General features: G+C 71.7%; 20 protein-coding genes. 9 read left to right on the plus strand and 11 right to left on the minus strand.

Going from position 1 to position 19,881, the window contains the following annotated elements; all coding sequences use genetic code 11:
* The first annotated feature begins 1 nt into the window (after window position 1).
* From IE124_RS26600 to IE124_RS26620, 5 genes are all read left to right on the plus strand, one after another.
* Window positions 2–1,144, plus strand: a complete 1,143-nt coding sequence (locus IE124_RS26600) for an AI-2E family transporter (RefSeq protein WP_189511125.1) — start codon at window positions 2–4, stop codon at window positions 1,142–1,144.
* Between the two features lie 137 nt (window positions 1,145–1,281).
* The gene (locus IE124_RS26605; protein ID WP_229832896.1) at window positions 1,282–2,967 is read left to right on the plus strand and encodes a GMC oxidoreductase; all 1,686 of its coding nucleotides are present in this window, start codon (window positions 1,282–1,284) and stop codon (window positions 2,965–2,967) included.
* A complete protein-coding gene (locus IE124_RS26610) occupies window positions 2,964–4,508 on the plus strand; it encodes a patatin-like phospholipase family protein (RefSeq protein WP_189511129.1) in 1,545 nt (514 codons plus the stop codon). Before IE124_RS26605 ends, IE124_RS26610 begins: the two co-directional genes overlap by 4 nt.
* 13 nt (window positions 4,509–4,521) lie before the next feature.
* Window positions 4,522–6,399, plus strand: coding sequence for a hypothetical protein (locus tag IE124_RS26615; protein ID WP_189511131.1), 1,878 nt, complete (start codon window positions 4,522–4,524; stop codon window positions 6,397–6,399).
* Window positions 6,400–6,506: 107 nt separating this feature from the next.
* On the plus strand, window positions 6,507–8,228 hold the full coding sequence (locus tag IE124_RS26620; protein ID WP_189511133.1) for an alpha/beta hydrolase: 1,722 nt from the start codon (window positions 6,507–6,509) through the stop codon (window positions 8,226–8,228).
* Window positions 8,229–8,252: 24 nt separating this feature from the next.
* Here the strand turns inward: IE124_RS26620 and IE124_RS26625 are convergent, their stop codons facing one another.
* Window positions 8,253–8,996, minus strand: a complete 744-nt coding sequence (locus IE124_RS26625; RefSeq protein WP_189511135.1) for a CPBP family intramembrane glutamic endopeptidase — start codon at window positions 8,994–8,996, stop codon at window positions 8,253–8,255.
* 89 nt (window positions 8,997–9,085) lie between these two features.
* Entirely contained in the window at window positions 9,086–9,268 is a 183-nt protein-coding gene (locus IE124_RS26630) for a CsbD family protein (protein WP_229832897.1), read from the minus strand.
* 231 nt (window positions 9,269–9,499) lie between these two features.
* Here IE124_RS26630 and IE124_RS26635 point away from each other — a divergent pair, with 231 nt between their 5' ends.
* Window positions 9,500–10,273: a polysaccharide deacetylase family protein gene (locus tag IE124_RS26635; RefSeq protein WP_189511138.1), complete on the plus strand. Its 774-nt coding sequence runs from the start codon at window positions 9,500–9,502 to the stop codon at window positions 10,271–10,273.
* An 85-nt stretch (window positions 10,274–10,358) separates the two neighbouring features.
* On the opposite strand, the gene IE124_RS26640 is transcribed toward IE124_RS26635, so the two are convergent.
* From IE124_RS26640 to IE124_RS26650, 3 genes are all read right to left on the minus strand, one after another.
* On the minus strand, window positions 10,359–11,663 hold the full coding sequence (locus IE124_RS26640) for a glycosyltransferase (protein ID WP_189511140.1): 1,305 nt from the start codon (window positions 11,661–11,663) through the stop codon (window positions 10,359–10,361).
* A gap of 47 nt (window positions 11,664–11,710) precedes the next feature.
* The gene (locus IE124_RS26645) at window positions 11,711–12,712 is read right to left on the minus strand and encodes a GNAT family N-acetyltransferase (RefSeq protein ID WP_189511142.1); all 1,002 of its coding nucleotides are present in this window, start codon (window positions 12,710–12,712) and stop codon (window positions 11,711–11,713) included.
* Between the two features lie 96 nt (window positions 12,713–12,808).
* Window positions 12,809–13,351 (minus strand): carboxymuconolactone decarboxylase family protein, encoded by a 543-nt coding sequence (locus tag IE124_RS26650; protein ID WP_189511144.1) that lies wholly within the window; start codon window positions 13,349–13,351, stop codon window positions 12,809–12,811.
* Window positions 13,352–13,431: 80 nt separating this feature from the next.
* Here IE124_RS26650 and IE124_RS26655 point away from each other — a divergent pair, with 80 nt between their 5' ends.
* Window positions 13,432–16,338 (plus strand): AfsR/SARP family transcriptional regulator, encoded by a 2,907-nt coding sequence (locus IE124_RS26655; protein WP_189511146.1) that lies wholly within the window; start codon window positions 13,432–13,434, stop codon window positions 16,336–16,338.
* A gap of 31 nt (window positions 16,339–16,369) precedes the next feature.
* Here IE124_RS26655 and IE124_RS26660 read toward each other — a convergent pair whose 3' ends face one another.
* Window positions 16,370–16,594, minus strand: coding sequence for a DUF6458 family protein (locus tag IE124_RS26660; protein WP_189511148.1), 225 nt, complete (start codon window positions 16,592–16,594; stop codon window positions 16,370–16,372).
* 461 nt (window positions 16,595–17,055) lie between these two features.
* Between IE124_RS26660 and IE124_RS26665 the strand changes: the two genes are divergently transcribed.
* Window positions 17,056–17,226 (plus strand): hypothetical protein, encoded by a 171-nt coding sequence (locus IE124_RS26665; RefSeq protein ID WP_189511150.1) that lies wholly within the window; start codon window positions 17,056–17,058, stop codon window positions 17,224–17,226.
* Between the two features lie 32 nt (window positions 17,227–17,258).
* Window positions 17,259–17,519 carry a GlsB/YeaQ/YmgE family stress response membrane protein gene (locus IE124_RS26670; RefSeq protein ID WP_189511152.1) on the plus strand — a complete coding sequence of 87 codons (261 nt, stop codon included), beginning with the start codon at window positions 17,259–17,261 and terminating at the stop codon, window positions 17,517–17,519.
* Between the two features lie 102 nt (window positions 17,520–17,621).
* Here IE124_RS26670 and IE124_RS26675 read toward each other — a convergent pair whose 3' ends face one another.
* The 5 genes from IE124_RS26675 to IE124_RS26695 are packed head-to-tail and all read right to left on the minus strand — an operon-like array spanning window position 17,622 to window position 19,852.
* The gene (locus IE124_RS26675) at window positions 17,622–18,020 is read right to left on the minus strand and encodes a gas vesicle protein K (protein WP_189511154.1); all 399 of its coding nucleotides are present in this window, start codon (window positions 18,018–18,020) and stop codon (window positions 17,622–17,624) included.
* Window positions 18,017–18,289 (minus strand): gas vesicle protein, encoded by a 273-nt coding sequence (locus IE124_RS26680; protein ID WP_189511156.1) that lies wholly within the window; start codon window positions 18,287–18,289, stop codon window positions 18,017–18,019. The genes IE124_RS26675 and IE124_RS26680 overlap by 4 nt, the downstream gene beginning before the upstream one ends.
* Window positions 18,286–19,158 (minus strand): GvpL/GvpF family gas vesicle protein, encoded by an 873-nt coding sequence (locus IE124_RS26685; RefSeq protein ID WP_189511158.1) that lies wholly within the window; start codon window positions 19,156–19,158, stop codon window positions 18,286–18,288. The genes IE124_RS26680 and IE124_RS26685 overlap by 4 nt, the downstream gene beginning before the upstream one ends.
* Window positions 19,155–19,586, minus strand: a complete 432-nt coding sequence (locus tag IE124_RS26690) for a gas vesicle protein (protein WP_189511160.1) — start codon at window positions 19,584–19,586, stop codon at window positions 19,155–19,157. The genes IE124_RS26685 and IE124_RS26690 overlap by 4 nt, the downstream gene beginning before the upstream one ends.
* Window positions 19,583–19,852, minus strand: a complete 270-nt coding sequence (locus IE124_RS26695; RefSeq protein WP_189511162.1) for a gas vesicle protein GvpG — start codon at window positions 19,850–19,852, stop codon at window positions 19,583–19,585. The genes IE124_RS26690 and IE124_RS26695 overlap by 4 nt, the downstream gene beginning before the upstream one ends.
* Between the last annotated feature and the right edge of the window lie 29 nt (window positions 19,853–19,881).

A 19,881-nucleotide genomic window follows, 5' to 3' on the forward strand; every position in this document is an offset into this window, starting at 1 on the left:
GATGTCCCCCATGTTGAGTTCCGCGAAATCCGCTGCCGCGCTCCGGACAGCCGCACGTGTCTCCGCCGAATCGCTCCTGGTGCTGCTGATGGCCGCGGTGACGCTGTGGCTCGTGGGCCGTATGTGGTCCATAGTGTGGCCGTTGATCGCGGCCCTGTTCCTCACCACGCTCACCTGGCCGCCGGTCCGGTTCCTGCGGCGGCACGGCTGGCCCCCCGCTCTCGCCGCGGCCACGGTGACCGTGCTCTTCCTCCTGTCCGTCGCGGGCATCGTCGCGCTGATCGCCGTGCCGATGGCCTCCCAGTCCGGTGAGCTCGGTGAGGGCGTCGTCGACGGGATCCAATGGCTGCGCGAGTGGGCTGCCGGGCCTCCGCTGAACATCAACGACACCCAGATCACCGGGGCGCTCGACACGGCCGTCGCCCGACTCCAGGACAGCATCGGCAGCATGGTCACCGCGCTCGCGACGGGGCTCGGCACCGTCTTCAACGGCGTGGTCACCGCGTTCCTCGCGCTCTTCCTCATGTTCTTCTTCCTCAAGGACGGGCCGCGTTTCCTGCCGTGGCTCACGCGTCAGCTCCCCGGCCGGCTCGCCACCGACATCCCGGCCGTCGCCGAGCGCGGCTGGGAGACCCTCGGCGCGTTCGTCCGCTCGCAGGCGTTCGTCGGTCTGATCGACGCCGTCCTCATCGGTCTGGGGCTGTGGATCCTCGACGTGCCGCTGGTCCTTCCGCTGGCCGTCCTGACGTTCGTCTCCGCGTTCGTACCGATCATCGGCGCGCTGTTCGCGGGTCTGGTCGCGGTGCTCATCGCCCTGGTGTCGAACGGTCCGACCGACGCGCTGATCGTGCTCGCGCTCATCGTGGTCGTCCAGCAGTTGGAGGGCAACGTCTTCCAGCCCATGATCCAGAGCCGCGGCCTGGGCCTGCACGCGGCGGTCATCCTGCTGGCCGTCACGTTCGGCGGCAGCGCGGCCGGCATCGTGGGCAGCCTGCTCGCCGTCCCCGTGGCCGCGCTGATCGCGGTGGTCTGGAACTACGTACGCTCGCAGCTCGAAGACCCCCACCCGGCGACGGTCCCCGAGCAGCCGTCCGCGCAGGAGCCGCCCTCCGGCGCGTCTCTGGGCACGACGGCGACCCCGTAGTCGCGGCGGTTCGACGTGCGCGTCACCGACCGCTGGTGAACCATTGAAGAAGGTCGTGCCCGCGGCATCGGGGTGCGGGGGAAGGCAGGCACGGACTCCGGCTACCAGTGGTGGCGAGCCTTCCAGAGGTGACGAGCGTGGACGTCTTCGATGCCGTGGTCGTCGGGTCGGGTTTCGGCGGTTCCGTGACCGCCTTCCGGCTGGCCGAGGCGAAGCTGGACGTCCTCGTGCTGGAGCGGGGGAAGCCGTTCCCGCCGGGCTCCTTCCCCCGTAGCCCCCACGAGGCCGCCAAGAACTTCTGGGACCCGGAATCCCGCCTGTACGGGATGTACGACATGTGGAGCTTCTCGAAGCTCGACGCGCTGGTGTGCAGCGGGCTCGGCGGGGGCTCGCTGATCTACGCCAACGTGCTGATCCGCAAGCCGGAGAGCTGGTTCGTCCACGAGTCGTTCGACGGCGGGTACGAGCACTGGCCCGTCACCCGCGCGGACCTCGAACCGCACTACCAGTGCGTCGAGGACATGCTCGACGCACAGCAGTACCCCTTCGGCGTGCAGCCCTACGATGGCACGCCCAAGACCCTCGCCATGAAGCAGGCGGCCACGCAGCTGGGTCTCGAGTGGGAACTGCCCAAGCTGGCCGTCTCGTTCGGGAATCCGGCGGTGCCCGGCGCACCCATCGAGGGCGGCGAGGAGAACTACCACGGCACGCCGCGCTACACGTGCAGGCTCGTCGGCGAATGCGACCTCGGCTGCAACTTCGGCAGCAAGAACAGCCTCGACCTCACCTACCTCAGCGCCGCGCAGAATCTCGGCGCGGAGATCCGGCCCCGCTGCGAGGTCCGCTCCTTCGAGCCGGTCCCGCAGGGCTTCCTGGTCACCTACATCGAGCACGACACCTCGGACGCCGCGGATCCGCTCGCCCCTCCCGAGCTGCACACCGTCCGGGCCAAGCGGCTGATCCTCTCCGCCGGCACCCTCGGCACCACCTATCTGCTGCTGCGGAACCGCAGCGCCTTTCCCGCCCTGGGTCCGGCGCTGGGTACGCGCTTCTCGGGGAACGGCGACTTCCTCGGGCTGGTGCTCAAGGCCCGGCAAACGAGTCCGGACCAGCCAGGGGAGACGGTGCCGCGCCTCCTCAAGCCCAGTTTCGGCCCGGTCATCACGAGTGCGATGCGCGTGGAACGCGACGAGGACGACGAGGGCGCCCGCGGTGCCTACATCGAGGACGCCGGCTACCCGGAGTTCCTCAACTGGCTCGTCGAGCACAACGTCCTCACCATGTCGAACCGGGTCGGAAGGTTCCTCCTGCGGCGCGGCTGGTCGCAGTTGACGGGGACCGCCCGTAGCCGGGTGGGGCGGCAGCTCGGTGACGCCATGGGCAAGGGGCTGTTCACCGCGACGTCCATGCCGCTGCTCGGTATGGGAAGGGACGTCCCCAACGGCCGCATGTTCCTCCGGGACGGACACCTGGACCTCGACTGGGAACTGGCCGCCTCCGACCCGTACTTCCGGCAGATGAACAAGACCATGCAGCGCATCTCCCAGAGCGTCGGCGGACGCTACGCCTCGAACCCCCTGTGGTGGCTCAACCGTCTCATCACCGTGCACCCGCTGGGCGGCGCGCCGATGGGACACCACGCACAGGAAGGCGTGGTGGACTCCTTCGGGCGCGTGTACGGCTACCCGGGCCTCTCGATCGCCGACGGCTCGGTGATGCCCGGCCCCGTGGGCCCGAACCCCTCACTCACCATCGCGGCGCTGGCCGACCGGTCGGCCGTCCAGATGATCGAAGATCCCGGGAACTCCACGGAGACCTCATGACGACCGGCCAGGGCGGCGAGCGCCGCGGCGACTCCCCGCGCAGATCCCTCATCCTCGCCGGCGGCGGCCTGAAGGTCGCCTTTCAGGCGGGTGTCCTCCAAGTGCTCCTCGACGAGGCCGAGTTGGAGTTCGACCATGTCGATGGGGCGAGTGGCGGCGTGTTCAACCTCGCGATGTACTGCCAGGGGATGTCCGGGCGCGAGATCGCGGACAACTGGCGCACGCTCTCGCCCTTGAAGGGCGTCACCCCGAACTGGCGCGAACTGCCGAAGGGGCCGTACGCCCGTTCGCTCTTCACCCTCGACGGCTACCGGCGCCGCGTCTTCCCCGGCTGGGGGCTGGACTGGGACCGGATCCGGGCCACCGACCGCGAAGCCACCTTCAACCTCTACGACTTCAGCTCCAACGAACTGGAGGCGGTGACCCCGGACCGGATGGACGAGGAGCGCTTCTGCGCCGGGGTGGCGCTGCCGATGTGGTTCCCTCCCGTCGTGATCGACGGGCGGACCTACATCGACCCGGTCTACCTGACGGACGGGAACGTCGAGGAGGCGATCCGTCGGGGTTGCGACGAGCTGTGGGTCATCTGGACGGTCAGCCGGCGGCACCGCTGGCGGGACGGATTCGTGGCCAACTACTTCCACATCATCGAGACCACGGCGAACGGGCAGTTGAAGCACTGGCTGCGCCGGATCGAGGTCAGCAACGCGGCCATCCGCGCGGGAGAGCACGGGGAGTTCGGGAGACACATCGATGTCCGACTCCTCAGTGGCGAGGTCCCGTTGAACTACCTCGTCAACTTCAGCAGGGACCGCTTCGCCCAGGCCGTGGAACTCGGAGTCCGGCGCGCCCGCGAGTGGTGCACCGCCCAGGGCATCCCCTGGCGACCGTGTACTCCTCCGGACCGCGCCGACCCCACTCGTATCCGCTTCACCGAACGCATGGTCGGACGCGTGGCGTTCGGCGAGCACGACGTCCAGGAGATCCCCGCGCCGGAGCGCGGCGCCACCGCCGATCTGGCCCTGCACGTGACCGTCGACATCCAGGGCGTGGACCGCTTCCTCGCCGACCCGGAGCACGAGGCCGCGATCCGGGGCGAGGTCGTCTGCCAGGCGCTGGGCGGACGGCTCCCGGTCGAGCGAGGGTCGTTCCAGCTGTTCGTGGAGCGCTCCGACCCGCAGCACCTGCGGATGAACTACCGCCTGCACTTCACCGACCGGGCCGGCCATCCGCTCACCCTCAGCGGGTACAAGGACGTCGACGAGGACTCCCGGCGGGGAGTGTGGCAGGACACGTCCGTCCTCCACACCCGCGTCCTGCGCGGCCACGTCGGCGCCGACGAGGAGTCCGAAGCCCAGGTGGTGGCCTGCGGTGCCGTACGCATCCGCCCGGCCGACTTCCTGAAGCAGCTCACCACCTTCCGGGTCGAGGCGCCGACGCTCCCCGGCAGGGTGACCACGCTGGGCCGCTTCGGGCAGTTCTTCGCCGGCAAGCTGTGGGACGTGTACGCGCAGAACGTCCTGGCCTGGTCACCCCTGTGAACGAGGAGGCGTCGTGGACCTCCGTGAGTTGCGCGAGCGCGCGGCGGAGCTGCTGTTCACCCCACAGGAGCCGGTGCGCTGGCTCGCACCGACGGAGCTGGCGCGTACGGCGGTCAAGGTCGGACTGGCCGCCGTGTTCGCCGACTACGCGGACAAGCGCGAGGTACAGGGCGCGCTCCCTGCCGGGCTCCTGCACGCGCCGTTGACGCGTCCCGACGCCGAGGAGGTCTGGATCGATTTCGCCGCCGACCTCGGCGACGGCTTCGAGGCGACGTCCTCGGTGGCGAACGCGCTGGCCGCGGCCCGGCTCACCGTCGCCGAGGACGTGTCGTGCCCGCGGGGCTCGCTGCTCGTCCTCGGCGGAGACCAGGTGTATCCGGTGGCGTCGACGACGGCGTACGAGGACCGGATGAAAGGGCCCTACCGGGCCGCGCTCCCGTCGGCGCCGGACCACCCGCTCATGGTGGTGCTGCCGGGCAACCACGACTGGTACGACGGGCTCACCGCGTTCCTGCGGATGTTCGCCCAGGGAAGGCGCATCGGCGGCTGGGAGACCCGGCAGACCCGGAGCTACTTCGCGGTGCGGCTGCCGCACCGCTGGTGGCTGGTCGGGCTGGACAGCCAGCTCGGCTCCTACGTCGACGATCCGCAGCGGCGGTACTTCGAGACCGTCCTCTCACCGCGGCTCCTGCCGGGCGACAGCGTGATCCTCTGCTCCGCCGCGCCCACCTGGGTCAGGAGCGACGAGGAGCGCGACGCGTTCAACACCCTGCACTGGTTCGACCGGACGATCATCCGGACGCGGCCCCACCCCGAGACCGGGAAGCCCGTGGAGACGGGCGCGTCGATCCGGCTCTGGCTGACCGGGGACAAACACCACTACGCCCGCTACGCGGAACGGCTGCCCGAGGACCCGCCCGGCTCCGCCGAAGCCCTGCCTCCGGACCCGCGGCGACGCCAGCTGGTGACGTGCGGCCTGGGCGGCGCGTTCCTGGCCGCCACGCACAGGCTCCCGCGGACACTGCCGCTGCCGCCGTCCACCTCGCGCATGCGGGACAGGGACGACCCACCGCCGGTGTTCGAGCTCGCCCCGCACACGTACCCCGACGCACAGAGGTCCCGCTCGCTCTCCGGCGCCATCGCCAATCCCCTGTCACCGCACTGGCTCCCTCGGCGCAACCCCGGGTTCGCCGTCCTGGCCGGTGTGGTGCAGCTGCTTCTCGCGCTGGTGCTGAGCGGGGTGTTCGCGCTGGCCAAGGGCGGCCACCATCCGCTCGACACCGTACGGAACTCCGGCATCGACGACGTCCTCGGGCTGCTCGGCACGAGCGCCGTCCTCTTCGTCCTGCCTTTCGTGATGGGCGGGGGACGACGGCTGGTGAGCGCGGGGCGCCCCAGGCGGCGGTCCGCCCTCGTCGCCGCGTTCCTCCAACTGGCGGTCGGCGTCGGGGTCCTGGCCGCGGTCATCGCCGTGGCCAGTGCCCTGCCACAGTCGTGGCACGGAATCTGGGCGCTGCTGATCGCGCTCGCCGTGGCCGCGGTGACGGGCGCCTTCTTCGGCTCCCTGGTCTTCGCCCTGTGGGTGCGGTGGACGGACCACGGCCTCGTCGCCGAATGGCAGATGTCCGGGCAGTCCATCGACGACAGCACGGGATTCGTCCGGATGCACATCGCCCCGGACGGCTCGCTCACCCTCTACCCCCTTGCGCTCGACGTCACCTGCCGGGAGTGGGACATCAAGGAGGTCCCGGACGAACCGACCTCATGGCACCGGCCGACGCCCATGACGACGCCGACGGTGCGGCTCATCGAGGAGCCGGTGGTGATCGCACGGCACAGGGACCCGGGCGGCGCCCCGCGCGACGACCGGGCGGACGCCGACGACGGGTGAACCGGCGCGGCCTTCTTCTCCCTGCGGATGTCCCTCGGCCCGGCATACGGTTCTGCACGGGTGGCACGTCGGGGCGGACCTTGGGATCATTCTTCCGGAGGTCGGCTATGGCTCCTGACGTGCACCAGTCCCCGCCGGAGGGCTCTCCGGGCCACGAGGAGGCCGAGAGTGCCGAGCCGGCGGCCGCCTCCGGAAAGTGGCGCCGATCGGTCCGGCTCACGCTACCCGGCTGCTGGGGCGCGCTCCTCTTCGCCTGCCTCTCCTTCACTCCGTCCCTGCTGCCTCGCGGCGGGGTGCTCCAGGGGCTGATCTGCGGTATCACCGCGGCCATCGGCTACGGGCTCGGCGTGATCGCGGCCTACGTGTGGCGCGCCTTCGCCGACCGGGAGGCGCGAGACGCCTCGCGCGGGTCGTGGCGCGTGTTCGTCATCTGCGCGGTCGTGCTGTTCGGCCTGGCGTTCGGGCTCGGCCAGTACTGGCAGCACGAGATCCGCCGCCTCATGGACGTCACCGACTACGACGTCCTCACCACCGTCGCCTGCCCCTTCGTGGCCGCGCTCGTCTTCTGGCTCATGCTGCTCGCCGGCCGGGGACTGCGGGGCCTGTACCGGTGGCTCGCCCGCCACCTCCGCCGCTGGATCGGGCCGCGTGCGGCCGGTGTGGTCGGCTGGATCGTGGTGGCGGCCCTGGCGTGGTCCGTCGTCAGCGGCGTCCTGCTGGCCGGGATCGTGAACGGGGCCAACGAGGCGTTCTCCCTGCGCGACACGGAGACGCCGGAGGGTGTGCACCAGCCGACGTCGGCGCTGCGCTCCGGCGGCCCGGGATCGCTGGTGCCGTGGGACACGCTGGGCTACCAGGGGCGGGCCTTCACCGGAACCGGTCCGACGGCCCAGGAGATCGGCGCGTTCACCCACCGCCCGGCGCAGGAGCCCGTACGGGCCTACGCCGGCCTCGCGACCGCCGACGACACGGAGACCCGCGCCGAGCGGGCCGTCGCGGACCTCCGGCGGGCCGGCGGCTTCGAGCGCGCGAACCTGCTCGTCATGACGACCACGGGCAGCGGCTGGGTCGACCCCGCCGCCGTGGACTCCTTCGAGTACCTCGGCGACGGCGACTCCGCCGCGGTGGCCATGCAGTACTCGTACCTGCCGTCGTGGCTCTCCTACCTCGTCGACCAGTCCAAGGCGCGCCAGGCCGGCCGGGAGCTCTTCGACGCGGTCTACGACGTCTGGTCCAAGCTGCCCCAGGAGCAGCGACCGCGGCTCTTCGTCGCCGGCGAGAGCCTGGGGTCGTTCGGCGGCGAGACGGCCTTCAGCGGCGAGTACGACCTCCGCAACCGCACCGCCGGCACCCTGTTCGCCGGTCCACCGAACTTCAACACCCTGTTCCGGGAGTTCAGTGACGCCCGCGACGCGGGGAGCCCGGAGATCGAGCCCGTCTACAAGGACGGGCGGACCGTGCGGTTCACCGACGACCCGACCACCGGCATCACGCCCGAGGACGAGCAGTGGAACGGCACACGGGTGCTGTACCTCATGCACCCGTCCGACCCGATCGTCTGGTGGAGCCCCGAGCTGGCCTTCTCCGAGCCCGACTGGATCGGCGAGGCGCCCGGCAGCGACGTGCTCGAGGGGATGGTCTGGATCCCCTTCGTCACCTTCTGGCAGGTCACGGCGGACCTGCCGTTCTCCACGGGCGTGCCGGACGGCCACGGTCACACGTACAAGGCCGCGTACGTCGACGGCTGGAACGCCGTCATGCGGCCCTCGGGCTTCACGCCGCAGGACCTGGAGCGGTTGCGGGACATCATCCAGCCGCCGGAGCACTGACCGTCGTACGGGAGCACCGCGCGCTCAGCGCAGCAGGAAGCCGGCGACGTAACCGAGGGCGTTGACCGCCCAGTGCAGCCCCATGGGGGCCAGCAGGCTGCCGCTGCGGCGTCGCAGCTCGCAGAAGAGGACGCCCGAGGCCGCCGTGAACAGCACGGCGCCCACGACCGCGAGGACGGAGCCGAGCGCGGAGTCCGCCAGGACCGACGTCAGCGCGGGCTTCGCGGTCGCCAGGTGCAGGGACGGCAGGACGTGCCACAGGCCGAACAGCAGGCTCGACACGGTGGTCGCCCAGACGGGACCCCGGGCCCGGAGCACCAGCCCATAGAGCACCCCCCGGAAGGCGACCTCCTCCACCAGGACGGTGCCGACGGGGACCACCACCAGGACGCGCGCCGCCAGCTCGCTCCCCGTCATCCCGTCGTACCGGCGGTCCTCGAACAGCGAGCGGGTGTCCGGCAGCAGCACACCGACGGCGTAGACGAGCCCGACGATGCCCATCAGGACCAGCGCCCACCGCGCGCCGCGGGCCAGCGTCCCCGGGGCCAGCCCCGCGTCCGCCAGGGTGCCCCCCGCCCAGCGCAGCACCCCGAGCAGCAGGACGCTGACCGCGACTGCCGTCACCAGGCGCAGCGGGCCGGTCCAGCTGTGCAGCAGCAGATTCGCCGCGGCGAGCACGAGAACCGAGAGGACGACGGCCGGCCCGGTGCCGATCGGCCCGCGCCACCGGCTGCGCTCCCGCGCGCCCCCGGTACGGTGCCTCGGCACCGGGGGCGGCTCGGCACCGTCCGGATCGCGGCAGGGCACTGGAGTGGTCCCGTCCTCGGCGTCAGCACCAGCGGGTCAGCGGGTCGCCTTCACCTGTCGTGTCTGAACGAGTCCCTGATGCCTTCGGCGCGGTGTCGAGCGTTCGTCACCGTCCGGCGGATCTTCCCTCTCATCTGGTCCGTCTTGCCCTCGGCCTCAAGGCGTTCATGGCCGGTGATCTTTCCGGTGATCTCCTTGAGCCTGCCCTTGGCCTTGTCCATGGCGCCACTCATGTCCGTGGTCCCTCCGTCGGATCGGTTCCCACCTACCACGCTAGGTTTGGCCGCCCCGAGGCGCTCGTCGGCGCCGAGCCTCCGCCGCCGGCGGGGCCGGTTGTCCCCGAACTCCCCCGGAATTGTCCGTGATCGGTAACGGACGCATCCTCCGGCCGCCGAGCGTCGTCCTGACACGTGGTCGCATCGCGATCAGGGCCGGTGGGGCAGCGCGAGAGAGTGGGGCGGGACATGGCACGGCACAGTGGTGGGCGGAGCTGGTACGGCAAGCTGGTCGGGGCGGCACTGGGAGTGACGGTGCTGGCCGCGGGCGCCTCGGTGTGGACGGCACAGGCCGGCCCCAAAAGCGACGCGCCGCCGAAGGCGAGCAAGCCCGCCGCACCCCGCAGCGTGGTCAAGCCGGTCTCGGTGACCATCGTGCACGCCTCGGACGCCGGCCCGCGGGGCGTCAACATCACCATCGACGACGGCCCCGACCCGATATGGACCCCTCGCGTACTCGACGTACTGAAGGAGTACGGGGTGAAGGCCACGTTCTGCATGGTGGGGACGCAGGCGCAGGCCCACCCCGACCTCGTCAAGAAGGTCGTCGCTGACGGACACCGGCTGTGCAACCACTCCGTCTCGCACGACACCGCCATGGACAAGGCCTCCCAGGCCTACCAGAAGCAGCAGATCCTCGACGCCGAGCGGATGATCACCAAGGCGTCCGGAGGGGTTCGCCCCGTCTACTACCGGGCACCGGGCGGGGCGTTCACCCCCTACAGCCGCGAGGTCGCCGCCTCGCGCGGCATGCGGCCCCTCGGCTGGAACGTCGACACCAAGGACTTCGAACGCCCCGGCACCGCTGCCATCGTCGCCACCGTCGAGCGCGAACTCCCCAACGGGCCGACACTCCTCTTCCACGACGCCGGCGGCGACCGCTCCCAGACCGTCCAGGCCCTGCGCCGGCTCCTGCCCGAGCTCAAGGAGCAGGGTTACGCCTACGGGTACCCCGTCCGCTGACCCCTCGGCCCCCGAGTCTCGGCCTCGGCCGGCCACCCCAGGAGGCCGGCGGCCCGCCCACCGCTCGCGGGCCCGCCCCGGACCCTCAGCCGACGGTGCCGGCCGTGTCGGCGGTGGCTGTGGCCGCTGCGGTCGCTGCGGTCGCTGCGGTGGCTGCGGTGGCCGCGGTGGCCGCTTCGGCGATGTCCAGGAGCAGCCTCGCCGCCGTCATCGCCCCGTCGGTGCGGACCGCGCCGGCCAGGGTCTTCGCCCGGTCGCCGGTCTCCGGGTCCAGGGCCGTGTCGAGCGCGGCCGACAGGGACTCGACGGTGGGAACCGGGCCGTCGTGGGCCACGCCGACGCCCAGCTCGGCCACCCGGGCGCCCCAGTACGGCTGGTCCGCCAGCTGGGGCACCACGACCTGCGGAGCGCCGGCCCGCGCGGCCGTCGTCGTCGTCCCCGCGCCGCCGTGGTGCACGACGGTGGCGACGCGTCCGAACAGCCGCTGATGGTTGACCTCGCCGACGGCGAAGCAGTCGTCCCGGTCGTCGATGAGGCCCAGTTCCGCCCAGCCACGCCCGACGAGGACCCGGCGGCCCTTCGAGCGGACCGCCTCGATGGCCGCCCGGGCCGCTTCCTCGCCCGCGCGCACGGCCATGCTGCCGAACCCCACGTACACGGGCGGCGCGCCGGCGTCCAGGAAGGCCACCAGATCCGCCGGGAGCGGCCGCTCGTCGGGCAGCGTCCACGCCCCGGTCTGGACGACGTCGAGGTCCGGCGTCTCCCGCCACGGGTCCAGCATCGGGTCCGTCGCCAGCCACGGCCGGTCGCCGAAGGCGTAGTCGCGGACGTTGTCCACCGGGGGCAGTCCGATCGACGCCCGGCCGGTGTTCAGCGCCTCGCCGAACAGCGCGTCGATGCTCTGGGCGTCCAGCTCCCACAAGGCACGGTTGTCGGTGACCTCCGGCGGGAACGGCCGCCCGGGGTACGCCATGGGCGGGCGGTGCGGCGAAGGCAGGGTCAGCTGCTGGAAGATCGCGGACACGTAGCGGATGCCCAGCTTCTCCGCCACCGACCGCGCACCGGCGATGGCCGGCGTCGCCCCCGTCGCCACCAGCACGTCGCACCCCTCTGCCGCCGCCGGCATCACCCGCAACTGACTGGCGATCAGTTCCGCGGCGCGCTGCGGCAGATTGTGCTTCGACGGCGGTGGAGCCGCGGTCGTCAGCGCGCGTGCCGACTGCCCGACACCCACCACGGACACGCCCACCCCGGCCAGCCGCTCCGCGAAGTCCTCGTCCGGCGGGGCGCACACCCGCACCTCCGCGCCGAGCTCCCGCAGCCGCACGGCGAGCCCCACCAGCGGCTCGACGTCCCCGCGCGACCCGTACGTCGACAACAGCACACGCATGTCACACATCTCCTGCTTCTTGATTCCCGTGATGGGGTGGATACGGATCAGGTGGTGGGCACGTCGAGCTGGAACTCGCGCGTGCGCCGGTAGGAACGGAACCCCAGGCGGTGGTTGACCGCCAGCATGTGGACGTTGTCGTCGGCGTTGTCCGTCTCGACCTCGACGACGTCGGGGTGCTCGGCGCGCAGCCGGCACACCATGGCCGCCTTGACCCACAGTCCGAGGCCGTGGCCCCGGTGCGCGGGCACGACCGCCGTGTCGTACTGCTGGGCGCGCGGCGCCGTGCCCCCGGGAATCAGGATCTCGGTGTAGCCGGCCATGGTGCCGTCGTCGTGGACGGCGGCGATGGTCAGCAGGGTGTCCCCGCGGTCGGCGACCACCTGGCCCATGGCGCGGACGCGGTCGGCGTCCCATGCCACGCTGCCGTAGTCCAGGTCTCCCACGGGCATGTCGTTCATCGCGTTCTTGGCCGCGGCGAAGACGTCGGCGAGGTCGTCGGGGACGGTTCCGGTCCAGCCGGTCAGCCGGTAGCCGGGGTGCTCGGCGTCGGCCGTCCGCAGGTGTTCGGACGCGTCCGGTTCGTCGAGGCGCAGGACGAGATGGTCCAGGGTGAGTGCCCGCCGGAAGCCGTGGCGTTCGCTGAACGCCTCGCCCGGACCGTCGGCCGGGGCCTCGGCGATCAGGCTGCGCCGGTTCTCGGTGCGGCAGGCCGCCACGGCCGCCGCCAGCAGGAGGGAGCCGGTTCCCCCGCGGCGGTGTGCGGGGTCGACGTGGAGTTCCAGTTCGGCCAGGTGCTCCTGGCCCGGGGAGGTGAACACCCGCAGGCCGGCGACGCCGACCGGGGTGCCGTCCACGCCGGTGGCCAGCCAGGTCAGCCGGTGGCTGCCCAGGGCGGGCTTGGTGAGCCGGGCGTGGATCTGTCCGGGGTCGGGGATCGGTGCTCCGGGCAGGTCGTGGGCCGTCGAGGCCGCGACGACCCGGTGCCACGCTGCGGACTCGACGGCCGAGACGCGCTGGAGCGGGTTGACGTGTACTGATGTGGGCAAGGTGATGGCCTTCGTGTTCGGGTCGGTCGTTCTTCTGGATGGTGTGAAGGGGCGCTCTCGTCGGCCCGGGGTTCCGGGTCGCAGGGGCTCGGGCTTTCAGTCGGTGTGGCGCACGAGCGGCCAGTCGACGTCGACGCGGGCGGCCGTGGCAAGGTAGTTGGTGAAGACGTGGAGGGCGACGTGGGCGACGACCTCGACGATCTGCCCGTCGGACAGGCCGGCGCGCCGGGCCGCGGCCAGCTGCTCGTCGGTGAGCGTCCCGCGGTCACGGACCACCACGGCGGCCAGGTCCAGGACGGCGGCCGTCCAGGGGTCGTCGGCCTGCCCCCGGCGCGCGCGGGTGGCCTCGGCGGCACTCAGCCCGGCGGTCCTCGTCCCGCGGAAGGCGTGCACGGACAGGCAGTAGTCGGACCGGTTCTCCTGCGCCACCAGCAGCGCGATGCTCTCGCGCACGTCCGCCGCCAGGCTTCCCTCCGCGCTCAGGGCGGTGACGACGCCCAGGTAGCCCTTCAGTACGGCCGGACTGTTGGCCATCACCCTGGCCAGGTTGGGGACGACTCCCAGGGCCCGGTGAGTGGCGGTGAACAGCGCTGCGGCTTCATCGGTCGTGGTCTCCGGTTCGACGGGGTGGAGGGGCATGCCGGTAACCCTGCCGGTTGATCTTGATACATTCCCGATGCTTCTTCGATGCACGCACTGGTGACCCCTGGAGTGACGGCATGCGGTTCACGGTCCTCGGCCCGGTGGAGGCCGTGGCTCCCGGTTCGGCCGCGCCCGGCCTGGCGCCCCGCCATCGCGCGGTGCTCGCCTACCTGTTGCTGCACGCCGGGGTCGCGGTCGGCACGGATCGCCTCATCGGCGCGATGTGGGGACCGCTCCCGCCGGATTCCGCCCGTGCGCAGATCCAGACCACGATCGCCGCGATCCGACGGATGCTGCGCGCTTCGGACGCCGACCGGATGCTGGCCACGCGGCCGGCCGGGTACGTGATCACCCCCGAGCCGGGACAACTCGACCTGGACGAGTTCACCAGCCTGATCGCAGCGGCGCCGGCCGACTCCGACGACCCCGCTGGCACCGCGGACCGGATACGTGCGGCGCTGGCGCTGTGGCGGGGAGAGCCGCTGGCCGGCATCACCGCGCCCTACGTCGAGGGCGCCCGGGCGCGTCTGAACGGGCAGCTGCTGACCGCCGTCGAGCGCCTGGCCGAGGTGGAACTGGCCCGGGGGCGGCACGACGACCTCATCGAGGAGCTGTCCGCCCACGCGGCGGCCCACCCCTTGCGGGAACGGCTCTGCTGCCAGCTGATGCTCGCCCTCCACCGCGCCGGACGCCAGACCGACGCGCTGGACGTGGCACGGACCTTCCGGGCGACCCTGGCCGAGGAGCAGGGGCTGGACCCCGGCCATGCGTTCGGCAAGCTCGAACAGGACATCCTGCGGGACGCCCCCGATCTCCGGCCGCCGGTCACCGCGCCGGCCAAGCCGCAGGGGATCAGCTTCCTGCCGTACGACCTCCCGGACTTCACCGGACGCGAGGACGAGCTCGACGGGCTGGTCCGCCTGTGGTCGGGCAGCAACGGCGGCGTCGTGACGATCTCGGCGATCGACGGCATGGCCGGGGTCGGCAAGACGACGCTCGCGGTCCACGCGGGACACCGCCTCGCGGAGCACTTCCCCGACGGACAGCTCTTCGTCGACCTGCAGGCGCACACCGCCGGCCAGGCCCCGCTCGACGCGGGTGCCGCGCTCGAGGTCCTCCTGGGTCAACTCGGCGTACCCACGCAGCAGATACCCGCGTCCGTCGCCGGTCGCGCGGCGCTGTGGCGGTCCGAACTCTCGGGCCGGCGCGTTCTGGCCGTCCTGGACAACGCCCTCGGCGCCGACCAGGTACGCCAGTTGCTGCCCGGAGCCTCGCGCGCCCTCGTCCTGATCACCAGCCGCCGGCGGCTGACCGACCTGGACGGGGCTCACGCCCTGTCCCTGGACGTGCTGCCGGCCGCGGACGCCATGGAGCTGTTCACCGCGGTCGTCGGCGATCGGGCGGCCGCAGAGCCCCTGGCCGTCCTCGACGTCCTGCAGTTGTGCGGATTCCTGCCGCTGGCCGTCCGGATCGCCGCCGCCCGCCTGCACCACCGGCCCCGCTGGACCGTCGCCCACCTGGCCGACCGGCTCCGCGACCAGCGCCGCAGACTCTCCGAGCTGGCCACCTCGGAGCGAGGGGTGGCAGCGGCGTTCACGCTGTCCTACCAGCAACTGACTCCGGACCAGCAGCGCATGTTCCGGCTGCTCGGGCTCCAGCCGGGCCGTGACATCGGCCCCGAGGCGGCGTCCGCGCTGACCGGCCTCCCGCTCGACGAGGCCGAGACGCTCCTGGAAGACCTCCTGGACGCCCATGTCCTGACCCAGCACCAGCTCGGCCGCTACACCTTCCACGACCTGCTGCGCGAACACGCCCTCGCCACCGCCGCCACCCAGGAGACCCCCGACGCCCGGCGCGAGGCCCTCGGCCGGCTGTTCCACCACTACCTCCACACCGCGAGCACGGCCGTCGACCACCTCTACCCCGAGGGCAGGAACCGCAGGCCGCGCATCCCCGCGCCGGACACCCCGGCCCCTCCTCCCCAGGACGAGGCCGAGGCGATCGCCTGGCTCGACGGCGAGCGCGCGAACCTCATGGCGACCGGGCAGTACGCCGCCCGGCACGACTGGCGCCCGCACACCGGCCACCTGGCCGCCACCCTCCACCGGTACCTGCTGGGCCATGCCCACCAGGCCGACGCGATGGCCCTCCACGCCCTGGCACTCGAAGCCGCACGCCGAAGCGGCGACACGGCCGCCGAAGCACGCACGCTCCTCGATCTCGGCGAGGTGCACTTCTGGTGGCACGGCGCCTACGAGCAGGCCGCCGAGCACTACCGGCAGGCCCTGGACCTCGCACGCGGGATCGACGACCGGGGAGCCGAGGCCCGCGCACGGCAGAACCTCGGCACCCTCACCACACGGAAGCGGGAGTACGACGAGGCCCACGAGCACTGCGCACAGGCCCTCGCTCTCTTCCGCGAGCTCGGCGACCGCGGCGGCGAGGCCAGGTGCCTGACCGACCTCGGCATCGTCCACGAACGCCGGGAACGGTACGAGGACGCCCATGAGTACCACCGGCAGGCGCTGCACGTGTACCGCGAGACGGGGTCCCGCATCGGCGAGACCATCGTGCTGAACAACATCGGGCTGCTGTACCAGCGGCAGGGCCGCTACGAAGAGGCCCGGAGGCAGCACCGCGACGCCCTGGAGCTGTGCCGGCGCTTCGACTTCCCCGGGGACGAGGCCGAGTCGCTGAACGCGCTGGCGGAAGCCGCCCGGTCCATGGGCGACCTCGGCCGGGCCGCGACGGAACACGAGGCCGCGCTGGCCCTCGCCCGCGAGTTCGCCTACCGCCCCGAGCAGGCCCGATCACATCGCGGTCTGGCGCACGTCCACCGCGAACTCGGCCGCCCCGGCCTCGCCCACGACCATGCCCGCCAGGCCCTCGACCTCTACACGGCCCTCGCCGTCCCCGAGGCCGACGAGATCCGCGCCTTGCTCACCGGGCTACCGCCGGCCACGGACGAACCCGAAGCGTCGTAGGCCTCTCGCCACGTGCCTCGTCGGGGCCGGCTCAGAGCAGCTTCCGCCGGTCGTCATCGGTCACCGTCGGGGCGACAGGGGGAACGACCACCCGGCGCCGTCGCAGGATGCTCGAGTACACGGCGGTTCCGATGAGGCCGACGGCCATGAAGATCAGCCCGACCAGGTCGAGGTCGGCCCGCTCCAGCTCCCAGTCGGTCGCGAAGGTGAGTATGGCTCCCACGGCTATCAGGATGATGCAGATTCCCAGACCCATGTTTCCTCCCTCTGTCGAGTCGAATGTCCCTCGCGTACCCCGGTCCGCAGCTCCCATCCCCCTGCTGCTTGAGGCCGGCCCCGTCGGCGCACGGGTCTCCACACCGCGAACCGACAAGCCCCTCCATGTTTAAAGTCCAACGGACGGCGCAGATGAATCTGCAGACGACAAAGTCCGTAATCCGTTCCGTCACGCATTTCGGCAGGAACGCGAGGAGGCACCGGTGAAATTCGGTGGAGGCCGCCACGGCCACAAGTGGGGCAGACACCGGGCGCACGCCCGGTGGACTCCCCGGGCGCTTCGCCGCCGTCTCCTGATGCGCATGACGAAATGGGGGCTCCTCCTGATGGCATGGGGCGTGCGGATGGCGTTCCGACGGGCCCTCCACGCCGTGTTGCCGACGACTGTCCTGCACACGGCCTAGGCCGGCTCGCGGGCCGGGATCTGCGAAAGGACGCGACATGAGCACCTGGGAAAAGGCGAAGGCGCACATGGAAGTAACGGCGGGTAAAGCCGTCATGAAGTCCGCGCACGCCGTGGGCAAGGAGAAGCTGGCGGCCAAGGGCGGGGCTCTGCAGGCACGCGGCAAGGCCCGGAACCTGAAGGAGAAGGGAAAGGACAAGCTTCACTGACGAGTGCTTCACATCGTGAGACAGAAGGAATCATGGGAATTATCGCTTGGATCCTCCTCGGGCTTCTCGCTGGCATCATCGCCAAGATGTTGATGCCCGGAAAGGACCCGGGCGGCATCATCATCACCACGCTCATCGGCATCGCCGGCGGGCTGCTCGGCGGATGGCTCGGAAAGGTCATCTTCGACGTCGACTCCATCGACGGGTTCTTCGAACTCTCCACCTGGGTCGCCGCCATCGTCGGGGCGCTCATCCTCCTCGCGGGGTACCGCCTGGTCGCCCGGCACAAGTGACACGTCCACGATCCAGCACCGCACCCGACCATCCCCCAGCGTGGCCCAGCGGCTCCCCTTGCCGGAAGGGGAAGCCTCTGGGCCACGCCCCGTGCGGGCCGGTCAGCGAGCGGGAGGCAGTAGCGGGCCCAGAGGGCCGAGGTCCAGGTTGAGGTCCTCAAGGGTGTAGCCGTGCTCCGCACACAGCTCGACCATGCGGTCGTGCAGGGCGAGCAGGGTGGCGCCGAGTTCCTCTTCCTGTTCGTCGGTCAGGTCACCCGAGTCGGCGCGGCGCAGGGCCTGGCGCTCGATGAGCTGCCGCAGGAGTTCGACGACGGTGAGGACGAGCTTGAGGAGGTCCTCGCCGACGGCCTGGGGATCGGTGCGGAGGCGGTGGGCCGGAGGCTGCGTCGCGCCGGGCGCGGCGGGGGGCTCCTGGACCAGCCGGAACGCGCGCGCCAGGGGGGTGCCGATGCCGTCCTGCTCGGGACGCGTGGGTCGCGCGGCGCGCTCCGCACTCATGGCCGGTCCTCCGAGACGAAGGGGTCGCCGTCGGGGACGAAGGGGTCACCGTCGGGGACGGACGGGTCGCCGTCGAGGGCGAACGGGTCGCCGGAGGCCGTGACGGAGGTGACGAGGGCGCGCAGGGAGATACGTACGAGGTCGATGTCGGCGATGGACAGGACGATGTCGCCGGTGATGACGACTCCGCCGGCCAGGAGCCGGTCGAGGAGGTCGACGAGGGCGACTTGTCGGCCGGGCAGGGGCTGCTCTCGTTCGGTGAGGGTCATGATCGTGCACCGGGACTGTCGGTCGGATCGGTGGGCGGGGCCGGTTGCATGGCGAAGGAGTAGGGCGCCCAGGGGCCGGTGATGTCGATGCGGATGCCGGGTAGGTCCCGGCCGGCCTGCTGAAGGGCCGCCCGGAAGTCCTCGGCCTGGTCGTCCGGGACGAGATAGGCGTCGTTGAGGACGTTCTCGCCGCTCTCGCCGCGGCTGAGCGGGCCGGTCTGCGCGGGGTGGTGGACGGCGTGGGTGGCGTACCGCGCCGCCGTGGCGGCGATACGGTCCGCTGCCTGACCGGCTTGCAGATAGCGGTCCTCGCGGGCGTGGTGCTGGGCTCGGCGGGCTCGGAGGTAGGCCTTGCCGGGGCTGGGCGCGGACGCGGGCGCCGGCGTGCTGTCGGCCGTATCGACCTCGGCTACGGCTTCGGCTTCGGCTTCGGCTTCGGCTTCGGGAGCGATGTAGACCTTGACACCGTATTCGGTGTGGTGGGCGAGGAGAGCAAGTCGGGCCGCGAAGGTGTTCTGTTGCTCACGGAGGGCTTCCCGTGCGCGGTCCACGTCCTGGTAGAGAGTGGCCATCCGCAGGGGCAGGACGACGGTGTGCTCCGCGAGGGCCTGGATGACCTGGTGGTGGGCCCGGGCGGTGGCCTCGAGCCAGTCGAGGTCCTCGAAGCGGGATCTGAGGGCTTCCTCTCCCCACTGGCCTTCGGGCACCTGGCTGGTGACGAACACCGGGGTGGCCTGGCCGGCGCCGGGAAGGGACAGGCGGGCGACCGGGGCGCCGCCGACTCCACGCAGGCCGGCCAGCGGCTCGTCCAGCCGAGCGACGGGGCCGGCGACGGCGTACACGTAGGTGAGGCTCGGTTCGCCGTTCATGGCGCAGGCCTTTCCCTCTTGGCCTCGCCGCGGCGGACCGGATCGGGCCCCTCCTGGCCCTCCTCGGCGGCGGTGGCCGGGCCGGCGTCCAGCTGGTCGCGGCGCAGCGCGTCCAGTTCGGCGCGCAGGCGGCGGTTCTCCTCCAGGAGCGGGTCGCCGCTGTGGCGGGAGGAGAGCGAGGGGTCGTGCTCCCACCAGTCGATGCCCATTTCCTTGGCCTTGTCCACCGACGCGATCAGGATGCGCAGCTTGATGGTCAACAGCTCGATGTCGAGGAGGTTGATGCGGATGTCGCCGGCGATCACGATGCCCTTGTCCAGGACGCGTTCGAGGATGTCCGCCAGGCTGGCCGACGAGGACGGCGGGTACGCCGCGGGCGACGCCCGGGACGGCAGCGGGGGGATCCGGTGGGCAAGCGGGTCAGTCACGGTGCCCGACCTCCTGGGTCTGACAGGTTCTGCCGGAACTGCGCGATCTCGTCGAGACGGTCGAGGAGTTCGTCCTCCTGGCGGTCGAAGTCGGCCTCGTCGATCTCCCCGTCCCCGAGCCGGCGCTCGAGCTCGGCGAGGGCGGCGTAGACGGGCGCGGGGTCGTAGTACTCGTCGTTGGCCTGGTCCACGGCCCGCTGCGCCACCCATGCCACGAGCCGTACGGGCAGCAGCGGCGCGGTCAGGAGTTGCGTCAGCACTCCCATGGCTCCTCCTCGGCTTCTCGTCTCGGGCT

Origin of the sequence: Streptomyces narbonensis (genome assembly GCF_014649015.1) — a bacterium.
Taxonomy (GTDB): domain Bacteria; phylum Actinomycetota; class Actinomycetes; order Streptomycetales; family Streptomycetaceae; genus Streptomyces; species Streptomyces narbonensis.

Excerpts from the sequence above, each read along its gene's own strand:
- IE124_RS26655 (WP_189511146.1), top strand. The coding sequence starts at position 13,432 with ATGCGGTTCACGGTCCTCGGCCCGGTGGAGGCCGTGGCTCCCGGTTCG.
- IE124_RS26650 (WP_189511144.1), bottom strand. The coding sequence starts at position 13,351 with ATGCCCCTCCACCCCGTCGAACCGGAGACCACGACCGATGAAGCCGCA.
- IE124_RS26610 (WP_189511129.1), top strand. The coding sequence starts at position 2,964 with ATGACGACCGGCCAGGGCGGCGAGCGCCGCGGCGACTCCCCGCGCAGA.
- IE124_RS26630 (WP_229832897.1), bottom strand. The coding sequence starts at position 9,268 with ATGAGTGGCGCCATGGACAAGGCCAAGGGCAGGCTCAAGGAGATCACC.
- IE124_RS26660 (WP_189511148.1), bottom strand. The coding sequence starts at position 16,594 with ATGGGTCTGGGAATCTGCATCATCCTGATAGCCGTGGGAGCCATACTC.
- IE124_RS26685 (WP_189511158.1), bottom strand. The coding sequence starts at position 19,158 with ATGAACGGCGAACCGAGCCTCACCTACGTGTACGCCGTCGCCGGCCCC.
- IE124_RS26600 (WP_189511125.1), top strand. The coding sequence starts at position 2 with ATGTCCCCCATGTTGAGTTCCGCGAAATCCGCTGCCGCGCTCCGGACA.
- IE124_RS26680 (WP_189511156.1), bottom strand. The coding sequence starts at position 18,289 with ATGACCCTCACCGAACGAGAGCAGCCCCTGCCCGGCCGACAAGTCGCC.
- IE124_RS26640 (WP_189511140.1), bottom strand. The coding sequence starts at position 11,663 with ATGCGTGTGCTGTTGTCGACGTACGGGTCGCGCGGGGACGTCGAGCCG.
- IE124_RS26695 (WP_189511162.1), bottom strand. The coding sequence starts at position 19,852 with ATGGGAGTGCTGACGCAACTCCTGACCGCGCCGCTGCTGCCCGTACGG.
- IE124_RS26635 (WP_189511138.1), top strand. The coding sequence starts at position 9,500 with ATGGCACGGCACAGTGGTGGGCGGAGCTGGTACGGCAAGCTGGTCGGG.
- IE124_RS26665 (WP_189511150.1), top strand. The coding sequence starts at position 17,056 with ATGAGCACCTGGGAAAAGGCGAAGGCGCACATGGAAGTAACGGCGGGT.
- IE124_RS26670 (WP_189511152.1), top strand. The coding sequence starts at position 17,259 with ATGGGAATTATCGCTTGGATCCTCCTCGGGCTTCTCGCTGGCATCATC.
- IE124_RS26620 (WP_189511133.1), top strand. The coding sequence starts at position 6,507 with ATGGCTCCTGACGTGCACCAGTCCCCGCCGGAGGGCTCTCCGGGCCAC.
- IE124_RS26675 (WP_189511154.1), bottom strand. The coding sequence starts at position 18,020 with ATGAGTGCGGAGCGCGCCGCGCGACCCACGCGTCCCGAGCAGGACGGC.